Annotated in this window: 23 protein-coding genes and 1 riboswitch; of the genes, 10 read left to right on the top strand and 13 right to left on the bottom strand. The window is 68.6% G+C overall.

The annotated features are described in order from the left end of the window. Nucleotides 1–52: 52 nt before the first annotated feature. Complete coding sequence (locus MB1_RS00390) at nucleotides 53–733, bottom strand: esterase/lipase family protein (RefSeq protein WP_157083827.1); 681 nt, start codon at nucleotides 731–733, stop codon at nucleotides 53–55. Between the two features lie 145 nt (nucleotides 734–878). Here MB1_RS00390 and MB1_RS00385 point away from each other — a divergent pair, with 145 nt between their 5' ends. Beyond that, nucleotides 879–2,399, top strand: coding sequence for a long-chain-fatty-acid--CoA ligase (locus MB1_RS00385; RefSeq protein WP_066902604.1), 1,521 nt, complete (start codon nucleotides 879–881; stop codon nucleotides 2,397–2,399). A 16-nt stretch (nucleotides 2,400–2,415) separates the two neighbouring features. On the opposite strand, the gene MB1_RS00380 is transcribed toward MB1_RS00385, so the two are convergent. The 3 genes from MB1_RS00380 to MB1_RS00370 all read right to left on the bottom strand — a co-directional run bounded on the left by MB1_RS00380 (nucleotide 2,416) and on the right by MB1_RS00370 (nucleotide 5,223). Further along, nucleotides 2,416–3,012 carry a histidine phosphatase family protein gene (locus MB1_RS00380; protein ID WP_066902602.1) on the bottom strand — a complete coding sequence of 199 codons (597 nt, stop codon included), beginning with the start codon at nucleotides 3,010–3,012 and terminating at the stop codon, nucleotides 2,416–2,418. A 127-nt stretch (nucleotides 3,013–3,139) separates the two neighbouring features. After that, nucleotides 3,140–3,649: a hypothetical protein gene (locus tag MB1_RS00375; RefSeq protein WP_066902600.1), complete on the bottom strand. Its 510-nt coding sequence runs from the start codon at nucleotides 3,647–3,649 to the stop codon at nucleotides 3,140–3,142. Then, on the bottom strand, nucleotides 3,646–5,223 hold the full coding sequence (locus MB1_RS00370; RefSeq protein ID WP_066902598.1) for a protein kinase domain-containing protein: 1,578 nt from the start codon (nucleotides 5,221–5,223) through the stop codon (nucleotides 3,646–3,648). Before MB1_RS00370 ends, MB1_RS00375 begins: the two co-directional genes overlap by 4 nt. 264 nt (nucleotides 5,224–5,487) lie before the next feature. Between MB1_RS00370 and MB1_RS00365 the strand changes: the two genes are divergently transcribed. The 3 genes from MB1_RS00365 to MB1_RS00355 all read left to right on the top strand — a co-directional run bounded on the left by MB1_RS00365 (nucleotide 5,488) and on the right by MB1_RS00355 (nucleotide 7,818). Beyond that, nucleotides 5,488–6,084: a hypothetical protein gene (locus tag MB1_RS00365; RefSeq protein ID WP_066902596.1), complete on the top strand. Its 597-nt coding sequence runs from the start codon at nucleotides 5,488–5,490 to the stop codon at nucleotides 6,082–6,084. A gap of 27 nt (nucleotides 6,085–6,111) precedes the next feature. Then, nucleotides 6,112–6,224, top strand: a riboswitch (TPP riboswitch). After that, a complete protein-coding gene (locus MB1_RS00360) occupies nucleotides 6,220–7,011 on the top strand; it encodes a thiazole synthase (protein WP_066902594.1) in 792 nt (263 codons plus the stop codon). (Overlaps the previous riboswitch by 5 nt.) 468 nt (nucleotides 7,012–7,479) lie before the next feature. Beyond that, nucleotides 7,480–7,818, top strand: coding sequence for a hypothetical protein (locus tag MB1_RS00355; RefSeq protein ID WP_066902592.1), 339 nt, complete (start codon nucleotides 7,480–7,482; stop codon nucleotides 7,816–7,818). A gap of 49 nt (nucleotides 7,819–7,867) precedes the next feature. On the opposite strand, the gene MB1_RS00350 is transcribed toward MB1_RS00355, so the two are convergent. Continuing rightward, entirely contained in the window at nucleotides 7,868–8,869 is a 1,002-nt protein-coding gene (locus MB1_RS00350; RefSeq protein WP_066902590.1) for an AurF N-oxygenase family protein, read from the bottom strand. Nucleotides 8,870–8,966: 97 nt separating this feature from the next. Beyond that, on the bottom strand, nucleotides 8,967–9,662 hold the full coding sequence (locus MB1_RS00345) for an ion channel (RefSeq protein ID WP_066902588.1): 696 nt from the start codon (nucleotides 9,660–9,662) through the stop codon (nucleotides 8,967–8,969). Between the two features lie 173 nt (nucleotides 9,663–9,835). Between MB1_RS00345 and MB1_RS00340 the strand changes: the two genes are divergently transcribed. Then, the gene (locus tag MB1_RS00340) at nucleotides 9,836–10,060 is read left to right on the top strand and encodes a hypothetical protein (protein ID WP_066902586.1); all 225 of its coding nucleotides are present in this window, start codon (nucleotides 9,836–9,838) and stop codon (nucleotides 10,058–10,060) included. 81 nt (nucleotides 10,061–10,141) lie between these two features. On the opposite strand, the gene MB1_RS00335 is transcribed toward MB1_RS00340, so the two are convergent. From MB1_RS00335 to MB1_RS00325, 3 genes are all read right to left on the bottom strand, one after another. Next, complete coding sequence (locus MB1_RS00335) at nucleotides 10,142–12,427, bottom strand: EAL domain-containing protein (RefSeq protein ID WP_066902584.1); 2,286 nt, start codon at nucleotides 12,425–12,427, stop codon at nucleotides 10,142–10,144. 416 nt (nucleotides 12,428–12,843) lie between these two features. After that, the gene (locus tag MB1_RS00330) at nucleotides 12,844–15,333 is read right to left on the bottom strand and encodes a molybdopterin-dependent oxidoreductase (RefSeq protein ID WP_066902582.1); all 2,490 of its coding nucleotides are present in this window, start codon (nucleotides 15,331–15,333) and stop codon (nucleotides 12,844–12,846) included. Next, nucleotides 15,330–15,920 carry a TetR/AcrR family transcriptional regulator gene (locus tag MB1_RS00325; protein WP_245649956.1) on the bottom strand — a complete coding sequence of 197 codons (591 nt, stop codon included), beginning with the start codon at nucleotides 15,918–15,920 and terminating at the stop codon, nucleotides 15,330–15,332. Before MB1_RS00325 ends, MB1_RS00330 begins: the two co-directional genes overlap by 4 nt. Nucleotides 15,921–16,014: 94 nt before the next feature. Here MB1_RS00325 and MB1_RS00320 point away from each other — a divergent pair, with 94 nt between their 5' ends. Continuing rightward, on the top strand, nucleotides 16,015–16,464 hold the full coding sequence (locus MB1_RS00320) for a tautomerase family protein (protein ID WP_066902578.1): 450 nt from the start codon (nucleotides 16,015–16,017) through the stop codon (nucleotides 16,462–16,464). A 105-nt stretch (nucleotides 16,465–16,569) separates the two neighbouring features. Then, complete coding sequence (locus MB1_RS00315; RefSeq protein ID WP_174531922.1) at nucleotides 16,570–16,992, top strand: SRPBCC family protein; 423 nt, start codon at nucleotides 16,570–16,572, stop codon at nucleotides 16,990–16,992. An 11-nt stretch (nucleotides 16,993–17,003) separates the two neighbouring features. Here MB1_RS00315 and MB1_RS00310 read toward each other — a convergent pair whose 3' ends face one another. Both MB1_RS00310 and MB1_RS00305 read right to left on the bottom strand, forming a co-directional pair. After that, entirely contained in the window at nucleotides 17,004–18,014 is a 1,011-nt protein-coding gene (locus tag MB1_RS00310; protein WP_066902576.1) for an alpha/beta hydrolase, read from the bottom strand. Nucleotides 18,015–18,299: 285 nt separating this feature from the next. After that, on the bottom strand, nucleotides 18,300–20,966 hold the full coding sequence (locus MB1_RS00305; RefSeq protein WP_066902574.1) for an excinuclease ABC subunit UvrA: 2,667 nt from the start codon (nucleotides 20,964–20,966) through the stop codon (nucleotides 18,300–18,302). A 112-nt stretch (nucleotides 20,967–21,078) separates the two neighbouring features. On the opposite strand from MB1_RS00305, the gene MB1_RS00300 reads away from it, so the two are divergent. After that, nucleotides 21,079–22,527, top strand: coding sequence for an FAD-dependent oxidoreductase (locus MB1_RS00300; protein WP_084350543.1), 1,449 nt, complete (start codon nucleotides 21,079–21,081; stop codon nucleotides 22,525–22,527). Nucleotides 22,528–22,598: 71 nt separating this feature from the next. Then, the gene (locus MB1_RS00295; RefSeq protein ID WP_066902572.1) at nucleotides 22,599–23,312 is read left to right on the top strand and encodes a M24 family metallopeptidase; all 714 of its coding nucleotides are present in this window, start codon (nucleotides 22,599–22,601) and stop codon (nucleotides 23,310–23,312) included. 8 nt (nucleotides 23,313–23,320) lie between these two features. Here the strand turns inward: MB1_RS00295 and MB1_RS00290 are convergent, their stop codons facing one another. Then, nucleotides 23,321–24,286: an SDR family oxidoreductase gene (locus MB1_RS00290; protein WP_066902570.1), complete on the bottom strand. Its 966-nt coding sequence runs from the start codon at nucleotides 24,284–24,286 to the stop codon at nucleotides 23,321–23,323. A gap of 69 nt (nucleotides 24,287–24,355) precedes the next feature. Between MB1_RS00290 and MB1_RS00285 the strand changes: the two genes are divergently transcribed. After that, complete coding sequence (locus MB1_RS00285; protein WP_066902568.1) at nucleotides 24,356–25,003, top strand: TetR/AcrR family transcriptional regulator; 648 nt, start codon at nucleotides 24,356–24,358, stop codon at nucleotides 25,001–25,003. A gap of 31 nt (nucleotides 25,004–25,034) precedes the next feature. Here MB1_RS00285 and MB1_RS00280 read toward each other — a convergent pair whose 3' ends face one another. After that, nucleotides 25,035–25,913, bottom strand: coding sequence for a helix-turn-helix transcriptional regulator (locus tag MB1_RS00280; RefSeq protein ID WP_066902566.1), 879 nt, complete (start codon nucleotides 25,911–25,913; stop codon nucleotides 25,035–25,037). Between the last annotated feature and the right edge of the window lie 7 nt (nucleotides 25,914–25,920).

The following is a 25,920-nucleotide window of genomic DNA, read 5'->3' as shown; positions in this document are numbered from 1 at the left end:
TGGGGAATCCGCGATTCCGCAGGACGGAATCACCCGCACGGTTCCAGAGATGCTAGGGCGCAACCTCTTCCGGTCGGTAGCGGCGCCAGCCGTCGGTGGGCAGCGCGAGACGGTCGGCGATGATCCACCACGCCAACGGGTTGCTCGCCATGCCGAGATGGGAGGCGATGATCTCGACGTTCTCCGCTCGCGGATCGTCCTGTTGGAGGCAGTCGCGCCAGGGGAAGATGTGGTCCCAGCGGGTGTACAGCGCGGTGCACGGCACCTTCAGCGACTCGCGGGCCTCCTGATGATCGCGGGAGAACCATCCCGAGGTCAGCGGGGCGCCCAGGGTGATCACCTGCCGAACGAGATCCGGGCGCGCGTAGGCCGCTTCACGGGCATTCGATCCGCCCACGCTCCAGCCGACCACGCTGGTCGGCTCTCCGTACCGGTCGGCGAGGTCCTCCAGCTGGGCGATCAGTCGCTCGCGCACCCACCCCGGGCCGCCCTTGGTGGCAAAGGGACGCGGCCCGTGGGTGGGATACCCCAGGGCGCGGGTGAAGGTGCGCAGCGGCGCCGCCCAGGTGGGGCCGGCGCCGACCCCGGGGACCACCAGGACCGGATGCCGTTCACCGCGCGGCGCGGTCGCCAGCAGGACCGGGAAGGCGGCCCCCGAGAGCGCCAATTCGCATGTGGCACGCGGGGGTTCGAACATCCCCCAGGTCGCTCGCCCGATCCATTTGCTCACCATGAGGCCTCCTCGCGTCGGGATCATCATGTGCCCGCACGCAGCGGCATCCGAGTCCGATTCCATGCTGCGGAATTTGTGATCCACATCGCTTCGGGGATGCTCCATCCTGGGGCATCACATTCGCCCGGACGTCAAAGGAGTCGACGTGGCATTCAACCTCGCCGAAATCGTTCGAGAGGGTGCGCGGTGGAACGCGACCCGCCCCGCGGTCATCCACGACGGGGGAACCGTCTCGTACGCCGAACTCGACCGGCTTTCCGACAATGTCGCGGCGCACCTCGTCGCGTTGGGGATCGAACCGGGTGACCCGGTCGGTATCCAGCTGCCGAATGTTCCGGAGTTTGTCACCGCGCTCTACGGCATCCTGAAGGCGGGCGCGGTCGCCATCCCCTTCAACGTGGTCAACAAGGGGCCCGAGATCGCGTACTTCCTCAGCTTTTCCGGCGCCAAAGCGGTGATCACCACCGATTCGGCGCTCGCGGAGGCGCAGATCGGTGCGAAGGAAGCGGGCGTCGAACACGTCTTCGTGCACGGCGGGAGTGGCCCCTCGGCCGAGGTGCGGGCCTTCGAGGAGCTGACCGCGCAGACCGACGCGGCGGCGCCCTATGTGCTGCGCGACCCGACCGATACCGCCGTGCTGCTCTATACCTCCGGCACCACCGGAAAGCCGAAGGCGGTCAAGCTCACCCACTTCCAGCTGTTCATGAACGCGCGCGCCCACGTGCAGTGTTTCGATATGGACGCCGACAGCCGCACGATCGCGGTGATGCCGCTGTTCCACGCGCTGGGCCTGTCCGGGATCCTCAACGCCAACCTGCTCGCCGGTGGCGCGGTCATCCTGCTCGAGAAGTTCGACGCCACCCGGGTGCTCGAATCGTTGCAGGAACACCGCGCGACCGTCCTGCACGGGGTGCCGACGATGTACCACGCGCTGCTCAACCATCCCGATGTCGCCCGCTACGACCGCTCGTCGCTGCGGGCCTGCGGCAGCGCCGGCGCCGCGATCGCCGCGGAACTGCTCGACGGCTTCGAACGCGAATTCGGAGTCCTGATCACCGAGATGTACGGGCTGACCGAAGCCGGCCCGCTGGCGACGGCGAATCTGCCGACCCGCCGCAAGCCGTACAGCATCGGCACCCCGATCTGGGGCACCGATGTACAGATCTGGGGTTCCGACGGTCGCCGTCTGGGCCGCGGCAAGGACAACATCGGCGAGATCGTCATCCGCGGGCACAACACGATGGCCGGCTACCTCAACAACGAGGCCGCCACCGACGAGGCGCTCGCCGACGGGTGGTTGCACAGCGGCGACCTCGGCTACGAGGACGAGGACGGCTTCCTGTTCATCGTCGACCGCAAGAAGGAACTGATCATCCGCGGCGGATACAACGTCTACCCGCGGGAGGTCGAGGAGGTGCTCTACCAGCACCCCGATATCTCCGAGGCCGCCGTCCTCGGCCGCACCGACGATCGGCTCGGCGAGGAGGTGCACGCCTTCGTCACCCTGCGTCCGGAGCGCAGTGCGACGCCAGAGGACATCATCGCCTTCGTCAAGCAGCGGATGGCGGTCTACAAGTACCCGCGGACCGTCACGATCATCGACGCGCTGCCGAAGTCGTCGACCGGCAAGATCCTCAAGCGTCAGCTGGTCGACATCTACTGGTGAGGTGAGCCGCGTCCGCTCAGCGGTATCGGGGCAGCAGGTCGCGCACGTGCTCGACGGCGTTGACCCCGGTGACCGCGATGCGGCCGGTCCGCGAGTACAGCAGCGAGGTGATCGAGCAGTATTCGAGGGCGAAGGCCAGCGGCTTGCGGGTGCCGATCACCTCGTGCAGCAGACCGTTGATGACCCCACCGTGGGCGAAGACGACCACGGTATCGCGGTGGTCGGCCTCCTCGACAATGTCGGTGGCCGCCGCGGTGACCCGCCCGAGGAATGCCGCGGCGTCGACCGCCGAGGGCAGGTCGCCGTTGAGGATGCGCTGGTACTCCGGGGAATCGGCGCCGTTGATGTCCTCGAACGGCACGTACCCGGTGAAGTCGCGGTCGTACTCCGCCAGCCGTTCGTCGATCGCGATCTCGGCGCCGACCGCCTCCGCGAGCGGCGTGCCGGTCTGGATCGCGCGTCGCTGCGGGCTCGACACCAGCCGGGCGATCGGCTGGCGGATCAGCGGTTCGACCAGGCGCAGGGCCTGCTCGGTGCCGAGGTCGCTCAGCTCCGGATCGGAATGATCGGCCGAGGCGACCGGCTGGGCGTGGCGCACGAGCAGCAACTGCATGCGCTCAGCCTAGGGCGACATTCCCCGGTGACCTCCCGGCGGCCGGCCGTCGAACATTCCGAATGTTTCATGTGAAACGTTCCCGGCGTGTCGCCGTTGATTTCCGGTCAATGCGTGTTAACGCGGCTCACCATGCGCCGGTCGCGGCGATCGCCGCCCCCGCGCGGTCGAAGGCTTCGATCGCCAGCGGCAGGCAGAAGGTGAACGCGACCACGACCGCGCAGACCGCACCGATGAGGGCGCCCCAGCGGGGTAGTCCGCGGGGGAGATCCCGCAGGAACCACACCTGTCGGCGTCCCACGAACGAGGGAAAGGCCAGCACCACCGCCGCCAGACACAGCAGCATGCCGCTGCCGAAGGCGAAGTGGCCCAACAGCCAGATCCCGATCACCCACAGCTCGGCCTGCGGCAGGACCGTGCCGGGGCCGAAGAGCCGCACCAGGTCGCCGTTGAACGCCAGCGACAGGGTGATCGGCGCGATCACCGTGACGATCAGGACCGCGGTGGCCGCCACGACCATCCGATCCCAGCGGCGGCGGCGCATCGCCCGGTCGGCGACCTGTCGCATCGCCTCGTCGCGGGCCGATCCCACGGTCGCGTCGGCGGCGATCGCGCGCAACAGCGCCTCGTCGCTCATCGGCCCGCCCGCAACTGTCGGAACCACGAGGTGCGATCGGCCAGCCGCAGATCCGACGGATGCAACGAGTCGCGCAGCGTCGTGGTGGCGGCGGTCGGATGCGGCGCCAGGGCGGCGATCAACGATCCGCACAGCAGCGCCCGCGGATCGACCCGGTTGGCCAGCTTCCGGTGGTGCAGCAGCTGTCGGGTCTGCTCGTGCAGCGAGTGCCAGTTGTGATCGATCGCGGCCAGATCCGCGCGATCGGTCACCCGGGCGACCGCGGACAACAGCCCACTGGTGAACAGGCGCTCGATGTCGGCGGAGTCGGCGCTGCCGGGCGTGCGGCGGGCATTGGTGGCCAGCGCGGCCAGCCCGGCCGGGGTCAGCTCGTGCTGCTTGTAGCGAGCCGGCGCCTCGGAGTTGAGCCAGGAGGCGACCACCGACACCAGCATCGGGGAGCGTTCGGGCAACGCCGATCCGATGCGCATCACCTGGTCGAAGGTCTTGCGGCGGCCGTAGAACTCGGCCAGTTCGGCGACCTCCGCGGCCCCCGGACCGCGCAGGAACCGTTCCCCGGTCTCCCATTGCTGCTCGAGCGCCGCGCCCAGCTGATCGAGGCGATGGTGCAGGACGCCCGCGAAGAGCACACCGATCTGAACGCCCTCGGGGACCGCGGGCGACTCCCCCGCCAGCCAGCGTCGCACCTGCGCGCCGGTCCACCGCTGCTTCCACCCGTCGCCCGGCCCCTTGACGAACAACCCCGACAGCAGCAGCCGAATCCGGTCGGCCGACAGCGACCCGACGTCGTGCACGCGATCGAGCGGCACCGGCCGGGTCTCCAACGCCAGCCGCACCTGTTCGTCGTCGGCCCCGACCGCGTCGAAGACATTGCGCCCGACGAACAGGTCGAGCAGCGTCATGCCCAGACCCCACCAGTCGGTGGCGGTCGAGGTGCCCTCCGACTCCGGCGGCCGGTAGCGCGGGGTGCCGCCCCGGTAGCGGGTATGGGTGTGGTCGACCCGGCGGGCGACGCCGAAGTCGCCGAGCACGATTTCGAGCGGTTCGAGGGAGCGGATCAGGATGTTGCCCGGCTTGATGTCGCCGTGCACCACCGGATGCATCGTGGCGACCGCGTCGGTCAGCTGCGCGACGATGCCGAGGAAACGCCGTTCGGTGAGCGGGCCGTAGGCGCCGCCGACCAGATGCCACAGGGCACCGTAGGCGCAGTACTCCATGACCTCGTAGTGCTGCTCGATCATCGCCGGGCTGTTGGGTACCGCCAGGTACTCGACGCCGCGCTCGAAGACCCGCACCGTGGTCCGCTCGGGGAAGTGGGCCGCGTACTCGGGCGATCCCCAGTCGACCTGATAGTTGGGCCGATCGCGGAAGATCCGGATCGCGTATTCGACGCCGGTCGCGCGCTCGCGGGCGCGATGGACGGTCGCCTCGCCGCCGCTGCCGAGTTCCCCGATCAGTTCGAACCGGTCGTAGAGGCTCGGGCGGTTGCCGACGGTCGCCACCGGGCGCGCGGACGTGCCCGTCCACCCGGCCTGCGGGGGCGGTTGCGGCCAATTCGGCTGTTGCACGTGCATCGTGCCCTCGAGTCTCCCCGACGGGCGCCGGTATCGGCTACCGACCCTGAGGTGACGTTTCCGAACCTGGGCGTTCGGGGCGATGTGCGCCCCGGCCGACCCCGACGTTATCGAAGCGTTCTCGCGACGTGTCCCGGTCGAAGCGAGGGTCGCGAAACCGGCCGGCGGCGCGGAAGTCGGCGTCCCGGCGGTGAGGAGTGTCCGGATCGGGCCGCTATGGTGTTCGGCGAGTCCGACCCAACGACCGTGACCCGGAGGAAACCCGTGACCGTTCGCCTGCGCCCGCCCCGTTCGATGACGATCGGAGCGCTGCTGGTCGCGGTGGGTCTCGTCGGTGCCTGTGGCTCGTCCGCGGACACCTCCGCGCAGGTGGAATCGTCGGCGGCCGACGACCAGGCGAGCGCCGCGCCCGACGACCAGGCGGTCGATCCCGAGGTCTACCGGCCGCAGGCGGACGCCGACCAGTACTACTTCCAGTCGACCAGCGGCGACGTCTACTGCGGGATCAGCTCGGTCGGTGGCGCCGGCTGTCAGACGACCGGTGCCCCGCTGCCGGACGGTGCCGCACCCCAGCTGGCCGACTGCTGGTTCGCCCCCGGCGGCCCGAGCAGCGGCGCCCGCGTCTTCGGTGGCAGCGCGGCGCTGATGTGCTTCAACCAGGGTGTCTTCATCGGACCCCCGCCGCCCGCGGGCAATGCGCCCGTCGGCGCCGCCCCCGATGCCGGTGGCTGGGAGATCCTGCCCGCGGGCAGCGCCCTGGTGATCGACACCTATACCTGTGAGGCCGACACCGCCGCCATCACCTGCCGGCAGGGCGCCAACGGTTTCACCCTCGGCCCGGACATCGCGGAGATCTTCTGATTCCGGTGGCGCGCTACCCTTGGAACGTTGGTACACGACGGGAGCTCCGGGGAACGCGGGGCTGAGAGTGGGCGCGCCGGCCCTGACCGAACGAACCTGATCCGGGTAATGCCGGTGCAGGGAGGTGGGTGGGCGATGAGCAGCGCGACGGTCACGGTCGAACTCGATCGGGACGATCCCTTCACCGTCGACGGGCGCAGTCTCGGTTCCCGGTTGATCATGGGCACCGGTGGCGCGGCCAATCTGGCGGTACTGGAGCGATCGCTGATCGCCTCGGGTACCGAACTGACCACCGTGGCGATGCGCCGGATCGATCCGTCCACCGGCACCGGTGTCGGCGACCTGCTGCGCCGGCTCGACATCGCGCCGCTGCCGAATACCGCCGGCTGTCGCACCGCCGCGGAGGCGGTGTTGACCGCACGGTTGGCGCGCGAGGCGCTCGGCACGAACTGGATCAAGCTCGAGGTGGTCGCCAACGACCGCACGCTGCTGCCCGACCCGATCGAACTGTGCGCGGCGGCGGAGGAATTGGTCGACGACGGCTTCTCGGTGTTTCCGTATACGACCGACGACCCGTCGCTGGCCGAGCGGCTCGAACAGATCGGCTGTGTCGCGGTCATGCCACTGGGCGCGCCGATCGGTACCGGCCTGGGCATCCTCAATCCGCACAATATCGAGATGATCGTGCGGACGGTGCGGGTGCCGGTGATCCTCGACGCCGGGGTCGGTACCGCCAGCGACGCCGCCCTGGCGATGGAGTTGGGCTGCTCCGCGGTGCTCCTGGCGACGGCGATCAACCGGGCCGACCGTCCGGAGCTGATGGCGGCGGCGATGGCCGACGCCGTTCGCGCGGGCCGCCTGGCCGCGCGTGCGGGGCGCATACCAAAACGGTTCTGGGCCAACGCTTCTTCTCCCGATCCGGACTGATCAGTCCGCTACGGGGTCGGATCTCGTTGTGCCGCAACAATTGTGCGGCACCGGGTGTGTGGCGACGGGCAGGTGGGAATCGGCCGGCCCCCGGGGTCGGGGGTACACGGAGGCCGGCCGACGTGTGGATGGCGCCGTGCATCGGGTCGAATCGGGCACGCGGATGGTGGTCCGCCCGGAAATGATCGGGCGGCGAGCCTGATTCAATGTGTCGACGCATGGCTGCAGACCACAGAAGTCTGCCGGCCACCGGAGCGGCCGTCAATAAGAATCGGGCCGAATGTCCAAAAAATACCGTAAGAATGTCCGATGGTCGATTCGGTGGGTTTGTCGCCCGATTCTCAGTATTTACTCATGTATACGTAGCGGGGTCGTTCCGGGCGAATTCTTCCGATTGGCGGTAACGAATCCGCGGCCCGCGGGCGATAGGCCCGATAACTGCCGATTGAACCGGAAGGACCGCACCTCATGCGCGTTGCACGAATCGCCGCCCTCGGATCGATGCCGTTGATCGCCGCTGCGGGTCTCGCCGCCCTGCTGGCCCAGCCCGCCGCGGCCGCGCCTGCCGATTGTCGCCCGTCGTCGTTCTACTTCGGAGCCACGGTGACCTGCTACGAGACCGACAACTACCAGGTGACCGCCACCTGCGGCAAGCTCGAGACCTTCAGCACCGACGGCTCGGGACGTTACGAAACCGCAGGTCCGGTGGTGCGGACGGGCGAGCAGTCGCTCGTGCTGTGCCTGCCGCTGATCAACGGCCCGGCGGCTCCGCCGGTCCACGCCTGGGACGTCGCGGTCGTCGAGTAGGGCCCACCGGGCACTGCCGCGACGGGCCCTACTCGGGCCGACGGGCGAGCTATCCGGGCGTCGGTGAGGGTGTGCGATCCGGTTCGCTGCGGTATCGCGACATCGGCCCGTCGACCCGCAGTGCCCGCCAGACCCGGCGGCTGCCGGGGGTATACAAGCCGGCGGAATCCGCCAGAGCGCGCATATCCCCGAAATAGCCGGCCAGCACTTTCCGGGCCTGCGGGGAATCCCAGAATGCCTCGCGCATCACGTCGTCGGGAATATCGAAGCGCTCGACGATCTTCGGATGCGGCTTCATGATCTCGGTCGCCAACCAGCGCATGGCGAGCGGAAACGCGTAGGCGCATATACGGCGGCCGCGCGGCGACATTCGGGCGAAACGGCGCTGCAGGAATTCCCCGGCGAAGGAGATATGCCGCGCCTCCTCGGCGATATGGATCTCCATGGTGCGCAGGACCGCCGGCGGCAGGTTGTCGCCCTGGCGGATCAGCGCCTTCTGGTAGTGGTCGATCGGTTCCTCGCCGCCGAGGATGCCGATGAACAGGATGACGTGCGCATATCCGCCGGCGATCCCGATCCAGGGGGAGAGTCGCCGGAAGAGGGGCCGCATTCCCGGAGCATCGGTACCCGACCGGTTGACCAACTCCTGGAACATCTGGATGTGATTGCACTCCTCGGTCATCTCGTGGAGGCTGTAGCGAAACTCCGGCTTGTTGTTCGGAAGTTTCATGATGTACTGCATCATCCCGCGGATCAGGATGCTCTCGAACGCCGCTCCGACCTTGATCGCGTTGACGACGCGCCAGCGCCCCAGCTCGATCTGCTTGTCCACCGGTAGATTTCGGTACCACTGAGTCGCGCCGAGGGTGTCGTGCTCGGGGGAGAGGATCCAGCGCGGATCCTGCGGATCGATCGCCATCTCCGGGGCGTCCCAGGCGATGTCCAGATACGGATCGAAATGTCGACGGACCGATCCGTCGGACAGATTGGCGAGGACCTCGTGGTAGTCCTCGGTACTGCGTGGCGTGATCCCGGTGCTCGACGTGACCATGGGGTCCCCTCCTTCGTCCGAATGCGGGCGAGGTTCGTGTAACCGTCGGTACCAATCTATATGGGACACGGCGACCCGGACAAGAGGGGATTGTGGCTCAGCGGTGGTCGCGGGTGCGCCGATTGCTCATCAGCGCCATGACGCGAGCGATCACCAGCGCGATGTAGAGCATCCCGGCGATCTGCTCGATCATCACGATCGATCGCGCGTGCGGCAGGACCGGGATGATGTCCGACAGTCCGGTGCTCGTCATGGTGGTGATCGACAGGAACAGCAGCTCGACCCAGGAACGAGCCGCCTGCGGATCGACGGCCGCGGTGAACGATCCGGGCCAGATGATCTGGACGGCGATGTAGAGATAGGCGAACCCCCAGGCGACCACGGTGAAGGTCGCGCCGGTCGCCCAGACCTCGTCGGTGGTGACGACGTCGTCGTGGAACATGTACCGCAGCAGGGCGTACCCGGTGTAGAAGTAGAACGCCGCGTGCACCAGGGCCGATGCCAGCGCGACGGACTCGAGGGTCGGCACCGTCGCCTCGACGATGGTAAGGATCAGCGCGGGCCCGCCGATCACCACCGACACCCAGGTCCAGGCCTCGGTCGCGCGCACGGCGAAGACCGCGACGATCAGCGCGGCGATACCGATGACCCCCACCGCCGCCCGCCCGCCGGCCGAGTCGTCCTGGAACGGATAGACCAGCAGAGCTCCCAATTGGGTCAACATCAGGATCGCGGACGGGTGGCTGCGGGCCCAGTGCCAGAAGGAGGAATGCGTGTGCTCCGCTGTCGTCATTCGGTCATGCTGTCACGCGCCGAGTGAGCCGAACCGGACCGAGGTGATCGGACGACTCGGGCGAAAGGGAAATTCGTCGAAGATAATGGCGCAAAGCGCAATTAACGAGCATGCTGGTTGACGGATTCGATGCCGACCGGGATCGGACCGAGTGAACGTCATGGAGGTACCCGATGGCCGTACAGGTCGATCTCGCAAAGGGATTGGACAAGGCGTGGGAGGACAAGACCCTCGCCGAAATCCTCGACGCGCCGCCGTCTGCTTTGTCCGGTCTGACCGAAAAGCACGATGAGATTCTCAAGAGTGCACTGAATATCAGCACCGTGCGCGACCTCGGTTCCAACAAGTATTTCGCCCTCGCCGGCGTTCTGGTGGCGCTGGGCAACAAGGAGGGCTGAGCCCCCCGAACAACGATGCCCGAACAGCGGCGCCCGCCCGGTCGATGAACCGGGCGGGCGCCGCCGTATGTCACCGGGTCGTCAGTTGCCGGCGACCGCCAGTGGCCGGGTGCCGAAGAGCCACCGGCCCAGCCCCGCCGGGCCGGTCTCCGGGGCGAGCATATTTCCCTGCGCGTGGGAGAACCCGCAGGTCGCGACGATATCGCGCAGCGCCGGGGTGTCGACGCCGGTTGCGACGGTCGCCAATCCCAGTCCGCGAGCGAAGTCGACCACCGAGCGGACCAGCGAGGCGTCCTGCGCCCCGGTCAGCGCGGTCTCCAGGAATGCCGGTGAGAAGCTGAGCTCGTCGATCGGCAGCGCCCGCAGACGGGTGATCGACGGAGCGGAGCGGCCGAAGTGGTCGATGCTCACCCGCACCCCGAAGTCCCGGAACTGGCCGAGGACGTGCGCCGCCCGCTGCGGATCGACCAGCAGCACCTCCTCCGGGATGCGGATCGTCGCGGCCGCCGACGGCACGTCGAAGGCGTTGACCATGCGGGCCACGTCGTACGGCAGCCGACTGTCGAAAACGTCCGCGAGGGTGGCCTCGATGGTCACGCCGGTACCGGAACCCGATGCGTGCCAACGGGAGCACTGCTCGAGCGCGGACCGAAGCACCGTCTCGGTCAGCCGGGACGCGAGTCCGGCATGGGTCGCGATGTTCGAGAGCGTCTCGGCCGGCAGCATCCCGTGGATCGGATGATTCCAGCGCAGCGATACGGCCACATCGCTGACCCGGTCGGAGGTCAGGTCGAAGCGCGGCTGATAGATCTTCAGCAGTTCGTCCTCGTCGGCCGCGTTCAACTCGGCGACGATCGCCGGCCCGTAGAGCCGGGTGTGGGCGCTGCGCGCGTCGTAGACCTCGACCGAGGAGTGGGCCCGCTTGGCCGCGTGCAACGCCTCGGCGGCGTATTGGACCAGTTCCTCGGACGTGTCGGCGTGCCCGGGGCTCAGTGCGATACCGGCGCGCAGCTGCACCTGGATCGGGGTGTTGTCGATGAGGAACGGGCGGGCCATCACTTCGAGCAGTTGCTTGGCGCGCTCGCGGAACTCGGCGATGTCGGCTCCGCCGGCATGGATGACCGCGAACTCGGCGCCGCCGAGCCGAGCGCAGGCCGCCGGGGGCTCGATCGCGGCCGCGAGCCGACTCCCGAAGGCGTGCAGCAGATGATCACCGGCGGTGTAGCCGAGTGTGCCGTTGAGTTCGGCGAGGTCGTCGATCGCCAGGATGGTGGCGCCGACCTGCTGATTCGGGCTGGCGTCGGCGAGCATTCGGTCGAGCGCGGCGTCGAGGACGCGGCGATTGCCCAGGCCGCTGACGCGGTCGGTGCGTGCATCGATTTCGCTGCGCGCGAGGGCCTTGCTCTGCTGGAAGGTCAGTACGGTGCGCACCGCGACGGTCACCAGGCAGGCCGCCGCCAGCACGATCGCCGACGGGTGCAGTTCGATGAAGGTGCCGACGATCAGGACCGTCAGCGCTGCGAAGGAGAAGACGATCGGTACGAGCAGCACGGCCAGACCGCGCACGTCATCGGCTCGATCGGGCCGCTCGAGGGTGCCCGCGACGGCCATCAGCGTCAGCCCGAGCATCCACACCGCGTCGATCCAGGACCCCACCGCGTACGTCTCGTGCGCGACGGTGAACAGGTAGCCGGTATCGGCGACGGCGAAGAACGCCGCTCCCAGGCCGAGGGACCACCACATCGGGTCCGGGCGCCAGCGGACCATCGTCAGGACCGCGACGACGATCACCATCAGCGCCAGATCGCCGATCGGGTACGACAGGTTGGTCAGCGTGGCGGCCTGGCTGTCGTCGATCGAGGCCGCCAGCACCGTGTTCATGGTCAGGGCGGAGAAGATCGCGCCGGCCGCCAGGGCGGTGACCGCGCCGTCGAGCCACACCGACGCCGGCACCCGGCCGGTTGCCGACCGCACCAACAGGATCAGGCCGATATAGGCGAGCGGGTACATCGCCAGGTAGAAGCCGTCGGCGAGCGAGGGAACGGGGATGTCGACCGCGTCGATAAAGCTGGACGTCCAATAGATGTCACCTATCGACCACAGGGTGATCGCGGCGGCGATCAGGGCCCAGGCGAGGCGATCGCGGGCGATCAGGATCGGGCGAATGCAGGCGAAGAGCGAGGTGATGATGATCGCGACGTTGTAGAAGGTGTCGAGGAACCCGTCCGGGAAGATCTCGGAGATCAGAGTTGCCGCGGCGTAGAGCACACCGACGGCGACGGTGATGATCCGCAGGATCCGGTAGGGGAGGGGCAGCCGCGGGCGCGCGGCCGAGTCCGCGGATTCTGTCGTCGGCTCTGTCGCCATTGCTCGTTCTTCTTCCTGCTCACCCCCGACGGTATTCATGTGGCGAATCCAACCCGATTCCCCCGACCGATCCACCGATCCCGCCGGTGGGAGCGGAATGGGTGTCATTCGGTCGATCGAGTGGCGTCGATCCGGGATGATTTCCCGCGATGACCAGCAGGAGTCTAATCGAAACCTACGATCGGTTTGATTATGAGCGGGTAACGATCTGCTGTGACGTGAAACGGCCACCGGTCGCTCTGTCTTGTGTACGCGAAGCGGCGTTGAAAGGTAGGGAACAACGGCGAATGACAACTCGGTACGGGCGGATCACCAACATTCTTCCGTGTTCTCGGATGGGGAGAAACGGTGCCGGGCGCACGGTCGAGGGTGATCGGTCGTCGCCCGAATCGTGACCTCGCGGGGCGCCCGGCTGATCAGACCGGTTCGGCGATCGGCTCGATCCGGGCCGGGACGTTCTTGTGCCAGGGAGACCCGAAGAAGCGGTCGCGGCGGGTACCGGAGGTCAGCTGATTCAACGCGACTCCGACGACGCTCTCGCCCTGCTCGCCGTCGGGGTAGATCACCCCGAGCCCGTTCGGCAGGGAGATGTGGCCATCCTGCATCATCTCGTTGATCTCGACCGGGGTGACGGCGGCGCCCCCGGCGGTTACGACGCGCACCCGGTCTCCGGTCGCTACGCCGAGGCGGGTCGCGTCGGCCGGGCTGAGCCGCAGCGCCCCTTCCGCGTCGCGCCGGCGCCATTCGGGATTCCTGATGATGACGTTGGCCGTGAAGGCCCGCCGCTCCCCGGCCGACAGGATGAAAGGGAACTCGGCGCTGGTGTAGACCGGCTCCTGCGCCAGCACCCGCTCGAGTTCGTCGAGCAATTCCGGGATCGCCAGGTGGAACTTGCCGTCCGGGTGCTGCAGATAACCCCGGGCGTCGTCGTAGGCGTCCTCGGTGAAGACGACCCCCTCCGGGTGCGCCAGGATCGCTTCGAAAAGCTCCTCGCCCCGGTCGAATCCGCTGCCGGTGAAGCCGGCGCGCGCGACCGCCTCCGGTTGCGCGATCGCCGACAGATGCGCCAGACCCCAGACCAGCGCGACCGTCTCGCGGCCCTCACCGAGGGTCGCCCCGAGCGTCCGGTACAGCAGATAGGGCGTCAGAGCCGCCAACTCCGGTCGGCTGCGGAGGGTGGAGAACAGCGAAAGCGCGAACGCGTGCCGGGAAATATTCAGTGCTGTACGTAGTTCGGCCACGATCCCGTCCGGGACCACGCCGAGGCGATCGATGATCGCGACGTAGATGTCCACTTCCTGGCGGGTACCCGGCAGCGGCGCCATCAACGGGCGGCGCAGCTGGAAAGTGTTGTGCGGGAAGTGCAGCGTGAACAGTGACGCCTCGTACTTCTCGAACTGTGAGGCGGCGGGCAGTACGTGGTCGGCCTGACGGGCGGTCTCGGTCATAGCGACCTCCACCACCACCGAGATGTCCACCGCCCGCATCGCCTCGGCGAAGCGGGTTGTACCGGGCAGCGAATGCACCGGATTGGACGCGTCGATCCACAGTGCGCGCATACGGTCGGGGTGATCGGTGAGAATCTCCTCGGGGATCGACGTCGCCGGAATCAGCCCAGCGATCACCCGTGCCCCGGTCACCGGGGTGGCGTCCTCGATCTCGAAGCGCCCCAGGGCCGCCGCGATCGGCGCCGCGGTGGCCACCCCGACCGGGTCGAAGAAGGTGGACATCGCCATCCGGGCCACCGTTTCTCCGGCCCGGGAACCGAGGCGGGTCCGCCCGGCGGCCGCCAAGCCCTTGCGCAGCGGGCCGGCGCCGAAGCGCATCAGAGCCAGGCCCACGCGCCGTCGAATAGCTTCGGCGGGTAAGGAAGTGGACCGCGGGACCGGATGCCAGGCTCCCGCGAGGGGAAACAGCCAGGAGTGGATGTGCTGGCCGCCGGGCTTGGCGAAGCTGCCGGTCAACAACCACGGCATCTTGTCCAGGTACGCGGTCAGCGTGCTGTTGGGTGCGTGTTGAATCCCGAGGTCCTCGTAGGTCGCGACGCTCGACGCGGTGCCGATCATGCGGCCGGCGTCGCGCAGCAATTCCTCCGGCACCCCACAGATCCGGGCGCACCGGGGGATGTCGATCGCCGCGAAGGCCTCGAGGACCCGTTCGTGGTCGACGGCATGCTCGGCGAGCCATGCCGCGTTGTACAGCTTCTCCTGCACCAGGGTTCCGGCGATCGCTGCCATGCACCAGGCATCGGTACCCGGCTTGACCTGCAGGTGGATATCCGCGAGGTCGGCGGTCTCGGAACGGCGCGGATCGATCACGATCATGTGGCGGTCGGGATCGCGGGCGATCTCCCGCAGGGTGGGCCGCGCCCGTGCGACGCCGTGTGACTGCCAGGGATTCTTGCCGATGAAGACGGTGACCTCGGAATGTTCGAAGTCGCCGATGGTGTGATTGCCGTGGATCTGCCGGTCCACCCAGGCCTCGCCGGTCTTTTCCTGGGCCAGTGCGTTGGAGATGAACCGAACGCCGAGGGCACCGATCAGCGCACGCCCGTAGGCGCCCTGCAAATGATTGCCCTGACCGCCGCCACCGTAATAGAAGATCCGCTCGCCACCGTGGGTGTCCTTGACCTGCTGTAACTTTGCGGCGATCTCGTCGAGGGCGGTCTCCCAGTCGATCTCCTCGTAGGTACCGTCCGGACGGCGCCGCATCGGGCTGGTGATGCGATGGGGGCCGTTCTGATAGCGGTCGAGACGCAGCGGCTTCTCGCACGTATAGCCCTGCGACTGCGGATGCGCCTTGTCGCCGCGGATCTTGACCAACTGCCGGTCGTCGAGAAGGACCTCGAGTCCGCAATTACATTCGCACAGAATGCATGCGGTCTTCTGCCACTGGGGTTCGGTCATCGTCGATCCTTTGCGATGGAGTGATCGAGAAGTTCGGTGAGCATGGCGGTCACGTCGTCGAGCGGGTCGGTGCTGTTGTGGGCGCGCGCCAGGATGATCGCGCCCTCCGCCGCGGCGACGATCGTGGTGGCGAGCCGGGTGCTGCGTTCGGGGGAGACGCCCTCGTCCCGCAGTGCCGTGTCCAGACGGGTATGCCACCGGGAGAACATCTCGTCGACCAGTTCCCGTGCGGCCGGTACGTCGGCCCGATTGTCGAGGGCCAGTGCGACGATCGGGCAACTCGTGCCGAAGTTGTCCCCGGCGACTCGGCGGCGCCAGAAGGCCGACACGATGCCCATGACCTCGCGGACACTGCCCGCTTCGACCGTCGCGGCGAGCATGGCGTCGATGACCTCACCGGACTGGCGGGCCGCGGTCAACAGAATCTCGTCCCGCCCGCCCGGGAAGTGGTGGTACAGCGAACCGCGCGGTGCGCCGCTGCGGTCCAGGACGGCATCGATGGTCACCCCGGCGGCGCCGCGTTCGCGCAGGAGCCGGATCGCGGCATCGGTCATCCGCTGTTTGGTGTTCGGTCTGGGACCTGCCATCGAATCCTCCGGCTGCTCGGGCGTCTGCGACCCTACCGCTCCCATATGAGCTATGTCATAGTACATAGCAACCGTCATCACACCGGGAGAACCCATGCCACTGATCGATGCGTACGTCCCCGCCGGAACCCTGTCCGAGGAGGCGGCCGCGCAACTGCTCGACGACCTCGCGACCACCCTGCTGCGCTGGGAGGGTGCTCCCGATACCGACTTTTTCCGGGAGATCACCTGGGTCTACCTGCACGAGGTCGAGCCGGGGCGCGTCGCCGTCGGTGGCCGCCCGGGTGGCGCGCCCCGGTTCCGGATCAACGTCACGGTGCCCGCGGGCGCGCTGTCCGATCGGCGCAAGGCAGGCCTGGTCGGCGACGTCCATCAGTTGGTTGCCGCCGCCGCGGGTATCGATCCGCAGGGGGAGCGCGCCGCCCATATCTGGACCCTCGTCAACGAGGTACCCGAGGGAAACTGGGGCGCCGGCGGCCAGGTGATCCGATTCGCCGACCTGAAGAACCTCTCCGCGGTGGAGCGTCAGTCCGCCGACGCGTGACGGTCGGGGCCCGGAGCGCGCCGCTGCGCTCCGGAGCCGCCCCGACGGCCGATGCGTCGCCACTATCGTTGGTGTCTTCCGGATCGACGCGAACGAGGAGCGAATATGCGCAGCCGCCATCTGAGTCGGGTGATCGACGCGTCCCCGGACGCGGTCTACCGATTTGCGGCGGACCCGGACAATCTGCCGCTGTGGGCGACCGGCCTGGCCAGTACGGATGTCACCCGGAACGGCGACGACCTGCTCGTCGACTCCCCGATGGGAGCGGTGACGGTGCGCTTCGTACCCCGCAACGACTTCGGGATCCTCGACCACGACGTGATCCTTCCCTCGGGCACCGTGGTCACCAATCCGATTCGGGTGATCGCCCACCCGGACGGCGCCGAGGTCATCTTCACCATCCGGCAGTTCGAACTGAGCAATGCCGAGTTCGACCGCGATACCGGCATGGTCGAGGACGACCTCGATCGCCTCAAGTCCCTGCTCGAGTCCCGGCGTACCGCCCTGCCCCTGGTCGACCGGCACTGACCGATGCCGATCTACGCGGCGTTCAGAAACGGTGCGAGGAACGCCAACTGGTCGGTGATCACCCGCTCGAAGGGTGCCCCGGTGTACACGTCGAAGTGGCCGCCGGGATAGACGTGCAAGTCGGCGCCCATGCGGTGGGCCAGCGCGATCGCCGGCGGCGCCGGGGTCACCGCGTCGTCGGCGGCGACACCGATATAGGTCGGCACCGACGAGGCGGCGGCCACGACATCCGGGCTGTAGAACGGCATCTGCAGCACGATCGACGCCGGCACGGCGTTGACCCACTGCGGATTGTTGCCGATCAGGCCGAGATACCCCTCCATCGTGCCGGGCTGGGTCATCAGCGCCACCGACCCCGGCGGCCCGACCAGCGGAATCGTCACGCGGGGTAGCCCCGCCGCACCGGCCGCGGTATCCGCCGCCGACGTCAGCCCGAGCGCCGGCACCGAACGGATGTCGGCGGCGAGCGAGGACAGCGCGCCGTTGACGTGCGGTACCTGGCTGACCACCGCCGCCGGCGAAGGGTCCCGAGCGCCGAGCTCCAGGACGTGTCCACCGGAAAATGAACTACCCCAGAGGATCACCCGATCGGTGTCCGTCCAGCTCTGGTCGCGCGCCCAGCCGATCGCGGCTCGCCAATCGTCGAGTTGGGCCCACGGATCGATCAACTGACGTGGCGTTCCGTCGCTCTCGCCGAAGCCGCGATAGTCGAAGGTCAGCACCCGCGCTCCGGCGGCGGCGAAGCGTTCGGCATACGGCCGCAGCCCGCTGGACTGGGTCAGACCCAGGCCGTGGGCCATCACGATCGTCGGACCGGGGGAGGTACCCGCGGCGCCGGCGGGGCGGAAGAGGTATCCGACCAGTGACGTTCCGGCGGACGCGAAGCTCACCCGTTCGGAGACGATCGCCGCTCCGGTCGGTTGGGCGGCTGCCGGGGCCGCCGGCAGCGCGACCAATGCCAGCAGGATCAGCAGCGCCAGTCGGCCGAACCGCCACCCGATCCGGTTGATATGTCGAGCCACTCCATTCATACGTTCCCCCCGCGATGAGATGTGAGTTGGACACCGCGTCTCATGTGACGCGCGTCGCATCGCAGCATAATCGGATTATCCGAAACGTCCAGATGCTTGCCGGATCGCGGGGCCGGGGATGGGGGATGGTGCCGGCCGCGTTGATCAGGGACGCGAGCCCCCGTCGGGACGGTCGCGCGAGTATCCGATGCGGTCGAGGAACCGGGGAGGGCTCATGGGCTCATGGTGGGTGGCGGTTGGTGATGCCGGCAGTCGATGTAGCCGTCTGCCGAACCGCTAGGGGCGTCCGGCCAACGCCTGTGCCAGGTAATCGGCTGTGACGCTGTCGGTATCGACCGCCACCTCGGCGGGGGTGCCGGTCGCGACGATGCTGCCGCCGTCGTCGCCGGCGCCGGGGCCGAGGTCGATCACCCAGTCGGCCCGGGCGACCACCCGCATATCGAGTTCGGCGATCACGACACTGTTCCCGGCGTCGACCAGATTCTGCAGATGATCGAGCAGTCGGTCGGCGTCGGCGGGGTGCAGTCCGGCCGTGGGCTCGTCGAGGACGTAGAGGGTGTCGCCGCGGCGGCCGCGCTGCAGTTCGGTCGCGAGCTTGACCCGCTGCGCCTCGCCGCCGGACAGTTCGGTGGCGGGTTGGCCGAGCCGCAGGTAGCCCAGGCCCACGTCGCGCAGGGCGTCGATCGCGCGCAGCACCTCCGGCTCGCCCTCGAAGAAGCCGTGCGCCTCGTCCACGTTGAGCTGCAGGACGTCGGCGATCGAGTGGTCGCGCCAGGTGACCTCCAATGTCTCTGCCTTGTACCGTGTTCCGTGGCATTCCGGGCAGGGGGTGTAGACGCTGGGCAGGAACAGCAACTCCACCATCACCCAGCCCTCGCCGGTGCACGTCGGGCAGCGCCCGGAGGCGACGTTGAAGGAGAAGCGGCCCGCGTTGTAGCGGCGGCGACGCGCTTCGGGGGTCGCGGCAAAGAGGCTGCGGATGTGGTCGAACATCCCGGTATAGGTCGCCACATTGGAGCGGGGCGTGCGGCCGATCGGCTTCTGATCGATCACCACCACCCGGCCCAGATGGTCGATGTCCCCGGTGATCTCACCGTTCGTGGGGCGCGGAGCCTCGTCGGTCAACAGGTCGGTGCTCTCGTCCTCGACCACCACCCCGTGGATCGGCCGGCCGAGGTGTTCGGCGATCAGTGTCGGCAGTGCCTGGCTGACCAGGCTCGACTTGCCGGCGCCGGAGATGCCGGTCACCGCGGTGAGGACGCCGAGCGGGATTCCCACCGAAACACCGCGAAGGTTGTTGCGGTACACGTCCTTCAGATGCAACCAACCCGCGGGCTCGCGCGGTGTGCGGGTGATCGGGGCCCGGGCGCCGAACAGATACCGCCGGGTGACCGATTGCTCGACGTCGGCCAATCCCTCCGGCGGCCCGCTGTAGAGCACCCGGCCGCCCTGTTCGCCCGCTCCGGGTCCGATGTCGACCAACCAGTCGGACGCCCCGATGATGTCGAGGGAGTGTTCGACGACAAAGACGGTGTTGCCCCGGTCGCGCAGTCCCTTCAGCATGCCCAACAGGGCGTCCCGATCCCGCGGATGTAGACCGGCGGACGGTTCGTCGAGCACGTAGACCACGCCGAACAGGTGCGAGGACAGCTGATTGGCCAGCCGCGCGCGCTGCAGTTCACCGGAGGACAGGGTCGGTGTACTGCGTGCGAGCGACAGGTAGCCCAGGCCCAGGTCGATCAGCGGCCGCAGCCGATCCACCAACTCGGCGGCCAGGCGCTGCGCCGCCGCCCGCTTCTCCGGGGACATATTCGGGGTATGCCGCACGTCGGGAGCGGCGGCATGCGCCGATCCGCCCGCCTGTACCCGCCGCGCCACCTCCTCCCGGCGGCGTTGCGCGCTCGGCAGGACGGCCGACCCGATGTCGGACGGTACCCATTCGGCGGCCAGGACCGCGGTGAGCAATTCGGTCAACTGCAGCACCGTCAGTTGGGAGAATTGGGCGATGTCGAGGCCCTCGAAGGTGACCGACAGCGCCTCGGGCTTGATGCGATTTCCCTTGCACGCCGGGCAGATCGCGCTGATGACGAACTCGGACACCCGCTTCCTGCGGGAGGCGCTGCCGCTACCGGTGAAGGTGTCCAGAACGTAGCGGCGGGAGCCGACGTAGGTGCCCTGATAGTCGGGTTCGGCGCCCTGCTCGATCGCCCGCCGGGTCTGCTCCGGATCGAGATTCGAGAACACCGGGACGGTGGGCCGCTCCTCGGTGTACAGGATCCAGTCGCGGTCCTTCTGCGGCAGATCCCGCCAGGGGGTGTCGACGTCGTAGCCGAGCGAGATCAGCGTGCGACGCTGATTGTGCCCCTGGAACGCGCCCGGCCACGAGGCGATCGCCCCCTCCCGGATCGACAGCGTCGGATCGGGAACCATCAACTCCTCGGGCACCTCGTAGACCCGGCCGATACCGTGGCAGACCGGGCAGGCGCCCTGCACGGTATTGGGGGAGAAATCCTCCGCGTAGAGCATCGTCTGATCGGGTGGGTAGTTGCCGGCCCGCGAGTAGAGCATGCGCACGACGTCGGACAGCGTGGTCAGACTGCCGACCGTCGACCGTGCGTTGCCCACGGTGCGCTGCTGCTGGAGAGCGACCGCCGGCGGCATCCCCTCGATCGCGTCGACATCCGGGATGCCGACCTGATCGATCAGCCGCCGCGCGTAGGGAGCGACGGACTCGAGATATCGGCGCTGGGATTCGGCGAACAGCGTGCCGAAGGCGAGCGACGACTTGCCGGAGCCGGAGACCCCGGTGAACGCGACCAGCGCGTCGCGCGGGATATCGACGTCGACGTCGACGAGGTTGTGTTCGCGGGCGCCCCGCACCCGGACGTCGATCGGCGGCTGCTGTCGACCGGAGCCGGAGAGCTGAGCGTTGGCCGTGTCCACCCGAGCAGGTTACGAGAAACCGGTGACACCCGTGACTTCGCAGGCTTCGAAGAGGACTCTGGGAGGTGCATCCCGATCCTCGGTCACGCCCGAAAAGAGGCGAGGAGGAAAAATGCACGAATACGACATCGTAGTCATCGGTGCAGGTCCGGCGGGTTTGCTCGTGGCGGGAGATCTTGCCGCACTGGGCCGATCGGTCGCGGTGGTCGAGCGAAGACCAACCATCGACCGGCGCAGCCGCGCCTTCGCCGTCATGCCCCGCACGCTGGAGGTTCTGCGGCAGCGTCACCTCTCGGACGCGGTGGTTGCGGTGGGGCATCCGCAGGATCGCGTGCACGTGCCGGGCGGCGTCCGCGTCGATCTGTCCGGTCTGCCCACACCGTTTCCCTACATTCTTGTGGTCCCGCAATATGTGGTCGAGACCGAACTGGACCGGTATGCGCGGCAGAGCGGCGCGACCGTATTGCGCGATCACGAGGTCACCGGAATCGAACTCGACCGCGACGGCGTCCAGGTGCAGACGAGCCGCCGCGGCGAGTCCGGCCCCCGGCTCGGGGCGCGCTACCTGGTGGCCGCCGACGGCGCGCACAGCACCGTTCGATCGCTGCTCGGGCTGCCCTTCCCCGGCCACACGGTCATCCGGTCGGTGATCCTGGCCGACGTCGTCGCCGAGGGGGCACCGGACGGCCTGTCGATCGGGGTCGGCGGGGACGCGTTCACCTTCCTCGCCCCGTACGGGGACGGCCGGCGCTACCGAGCGATGGGGTGGGATCGCCATCGGCAGCCGGCCGAGGACGAGCCGGTCACCGACGACGAACTGCGTCGGCTGCTCGAGCGCACCCGCACCGATGGGGTCACCATCCGAACAGTGGAGCAGGCCTGGCGATTCCGCAGCGACGAGCGACAATTGCGCGACTACCGACAGGCGCGGGTGCTGTTCGCCGGGGACGCCGCTCACGTCCACTCACCGGCCGGGGGCCAGGGCATGAACACCGGCATTCAGGATGCCGCCAACCTGGCCTGGAAGCTCGACCACGTGCTGGCGGGCGCTCCCACCGAGGTGCTGGACAGCTATCAGCGCGAGCGTCACCCCGTCGGTCGTAGCGTCCTGCGACGCAGCGGCGCCATGCTGCGCTTGTTCACCCTGCCGGACCGGATCGGAGGGCCGGCTCGGGCCGCCGTCGGGGCGGCGTTGCGGGTGCCCGCGGTCCGCCGGGCGGTCGCCGCGGGACTGTCCGGAATCACCGTGCGCTACCCCGGTCCCGGCGTTGTCGGCCGGCGGGCGGCGATGATCCCGACCGCCGCCGGCCTGATGCTCGACCGGCAGTCCGACCTGCACTTCGTGCTCGTGGTCCCCGCCGGTGACGACCCGGGCCCGACGTCGGAGGTCCGGGTGCTGCGCCGCGACGATCGGGGCCCGGCGGTTCTGGTGCGTCCGGACGGGTACATCGCCTGGGCGGGGACCGCCGCCGACGGGACCTGGCGCGACGAGCTCGCGCGGTGGTCGCCACCGCCGCGCCGACAGCGCGCCACCGCATCCGCGGTACATACCGGGCACTAGGCGGGCAGGTGCCGCCGGATGCGCCGACTTCGCACGCGGTTGCGGGTGCGGCCGATTGGTAGATTGGAGGGATGGTTGCCCCCGTTGAGGACGAAGACATCCGAGCCGTGCGGCTGATCGACGCGCAGACCAAGGCGGTTCAACTCTTCGACGCGATCACCGACCGCGGACTGGTGCGACCCGGCGCCGGAGAAAAGCAGCTCAGCAACGAGATTCGCGATCTCGCCGCCGAGATGTTCGGCACCACCAAGTTCTGGCACAAGCGCATCGTCCGCAGCGGCATCAATACCCTGCAGCCCTATCGGGAGAATCCGCCGGACCGACTCATCGAGGAGGACGACATCGTCTTCTGCGATTTCGGTCCGATCTTCGAGCAATGGGAAGCCGACTTCGGCCGCACCTTCGTGTTGGGGGACGACCCGGTCAAGCACGGCCTCCGCGATGCGCTGCCGGCCGTATTTGCCGCCGGCCGGGAACACTTCGAGGCACACCCCGATATCACCGGGGCGCAGCTCTACGCTCGCGTCGTCGAACTCGCACAGGAGGCGGGCTGGGAATTCGGCGGCCAGATCGCCGGACACCTCGTCGGCGAGTTCCCGCACGAGAAGATCGCGGGCGACGAGATCGGCTCCTATATCGCCCCCGGTAGCGATCGGCCGATGCGTCGGCTCGATCACTCCGGGCGGCAATGTCATTGGATTCTCGAGATCCACCTCGTCGACCGGGAACGCGGTATCGGTGGGTTTGTCGAGGAACTGCTCGACCTCGGCGACCACCGGCCCTGACCGATCGATCAGGAGGCGGCCACCGTGGCTGTCGCGTTCCGGCGGGCCGCGGCGACCAACCCTTCCGATACCTCCCAGAGGCGCGGGCCGTCGGCATCGTTGCGGGCCGCGCGTGGCAGCCGGGCCGGACGCACACCGCCGCCGCCGACCTCGAAGGGGCCGGTCGGGCCGTAGTAGCCGTCCGCCGCGACGTCGGGACTGGTGGCCGCGTACAGGCCGGGCAGGGCGCCGTCGGCAACGTCCTGAAGGATTCCGGGGGCCCGGTTGCCGAGGTCGAAGATCGTGCCGATGACGGGATGGCGGCCGCGGCCGAGGGTCGGGCCGGCGTCGAGCAGGTTGGTGCGCGTGCCGCCGGGATGTGCTGCGGTGCTGATGATCCGCCAGCCCTCGGCGGCGCTGCGTCGAGCGAGTTCACGAGCGAACACCAGGTCCGCGAGCTTGGAGAGCCCGTAGGCGCGCATCCGGTTGTAGCCGCCTGCGCTCTGCAGGTCGTCCCAGGTGAGCCTGCCGGCATGGGCGGCAAGGCTGCTGATGGTGGTCACCCGGGCGCCGCCGTTGGCCCGGAGCAAGGGCAGCAGGTCGACGGTGAGGGCGTAGTGGCCGAGATAGTTGGCGCCGAACTGCAATTCGTACCCATCCTCGGTGGCCTGTCGGGTCGGCGGGGCCATCACCCCGGCGTTGTTGACCAGGATGTCGATCGGCCGGTCCTCCTCGAGGAGTGTGGTCGCGGTGTCGTGCACGCTGCGCAGCGAGGCGAGGTCGAGATGGCGCAGCGACAGGGTGGCGTCGGGGACCGAGGTGGTGACGTCGGCGATCGCGGCCTCGCCCTTCTGCTGGTTGCGCACCGCCAGGATCACCTCGGCTCCGGCGCCGGCCAGCCGCCGCGTCATCTCCAATCCCAGGCCGCTGTTCGCGCCGGTGACGACCGCGAGGCGTCCGGTGAGGTCGGGTACGTCGAGAGTGAGGCCGGGCATGGTTTCTCCTCCAGTTAGTGGACCGCTGTCCCGCTAATAACGGTACTGCGGTCTGCTATCTTGTCAAACGTGAATGTCGGCGCGAGTTTTCAGCGGGCCCGACGGCCGGAGCAGATTCGCCAACGTCGGCTGGCGGTGCTGGAGGCTGCCCGCGCCGAGATCGCGACGTCGCGCCTCGACGGCATCAGCATCCGGCGGATCGCCGAACGGTCCGGACTGTCGAAGACAAATGTGTTGCACTACTTCCCTTCTCGCGAGGCGATCTTTCTCGATCTGCTCGACAGCCTCTGGGGCGAATGGCTCGAGGAGCTCGAACGGGTGCTCCCGGCGGGGGTCGGTCCGGGCCCGGTCGCCGCGTCGATCGCCTCGAACCTGGCGAAACGGCCGGAGCTGTGCGAGCTGTCCGCCGCGCTGAACTCGGTGCTCGAACGCAATGTGCCGCTGGAGGTGGCCGTCGACTTCAAGGCGCGCGCCGTCGAGCATCATCGCGCCCTGGCCCGCTTGTTCGAGGCGGCGCTCGGACTGACCGCCGAGCAGGCGGAGTTCGCCGCGATGTCCGCCTTGGTACTGGTGGCGGGGCTGTGGCCGTTCTGCACCCCGACCGCCGTCGTCCGGCAGGCTTGCGACCGGTTGGGTCTCGGCGACCCGGCCGACAGTTTCGAAACGCTGCTGACCGCCGCGTTGACCGCCCAGTTGATCGGAGTGGCCGCCCGGTAGCGGGCGACCAGCCGGCCCGGGTACCGGGTGATCAGGCCGCTCGGGCGGCGATGACCTCGCGAAGCGTCGCCAACCGGCTCTCGGTGGTCGAGTCGGCCGGGGTGTACGTCGTCATCCGCAAATCGCTGGTCGGCCCGAGCCAGAAATGCGTGTAGTCCAACTTCAACAATCCGACGTCCCGACTGCGGACGAGTTTGGTTCGGGATTGCCCGCTGCCGACCTCGTGCCGTGCCCAGATCTCGGCGAACTCCGGCGATTCGGTCAACAACCGATCCAACAGCCGCGTCCAGGCCGGTTCGGCCATATGCGTCGCCATCGCCGAGCGGAATTCGGACACCTGGGTGGTGGCGGAGTCCTTCCAGTCGATCGACACCGAACGCCACCTCTTGGTGACGAAGATCTGGACGAGGACATTGCGCCCGTCGGGGTCCTCCTCGTCGTAGGGCCCCCAGATCCGGGCGGAGAGGTCGTTGGAGAACAGGATGTCCCGGCGGGGATTGGCGATGTTCGCCGGATACGGCAGGGCGGAGACCACCGCGCGCACCCGGTCGGGGACCGCCGCGCACAGGTGCCGCTGCTCGGGTTGGCCGGCGTCGGTGAGGGTGTACAGGTGCTCGCGTTCACTCGGATCGAGGTGCAGGGTGCGGGCCACCGCGTCGAGGACCTGCACCGATACCCGGATGGCGCGGCCCTGCTCGAGCCAGGTGTACCAGGTGACGCCCACTCCGGCGAGCTGCGCGACCTCCTCGCGGCGCAATCCCGGGGTACGGCGGCGGCCGGCCTGCGGCAGGCCCACCTCCGCGGGGGAGATACGCTCGCGGCGGGACCGGAGAAATGACGCGAGTTCCCGGCGCCGGAGCTCACCCGCCGCCCGAGCCCCCGCCGAAGCGTCCGGGTCATCTGCCGTCATACGACGA

It is taken from the genome of Millisia brevis NBRC 105863 (assembly GCF_001552615.1).
Lineage (GTDB): Bacteria > Actinomycetota > Actinomycetes > Mycobacteriales > Mycobacteriaceae > Millisia > Millisia brevis.
This window is presented reverse-complemented; position numbering and strand designations above follow the sequence as displayed.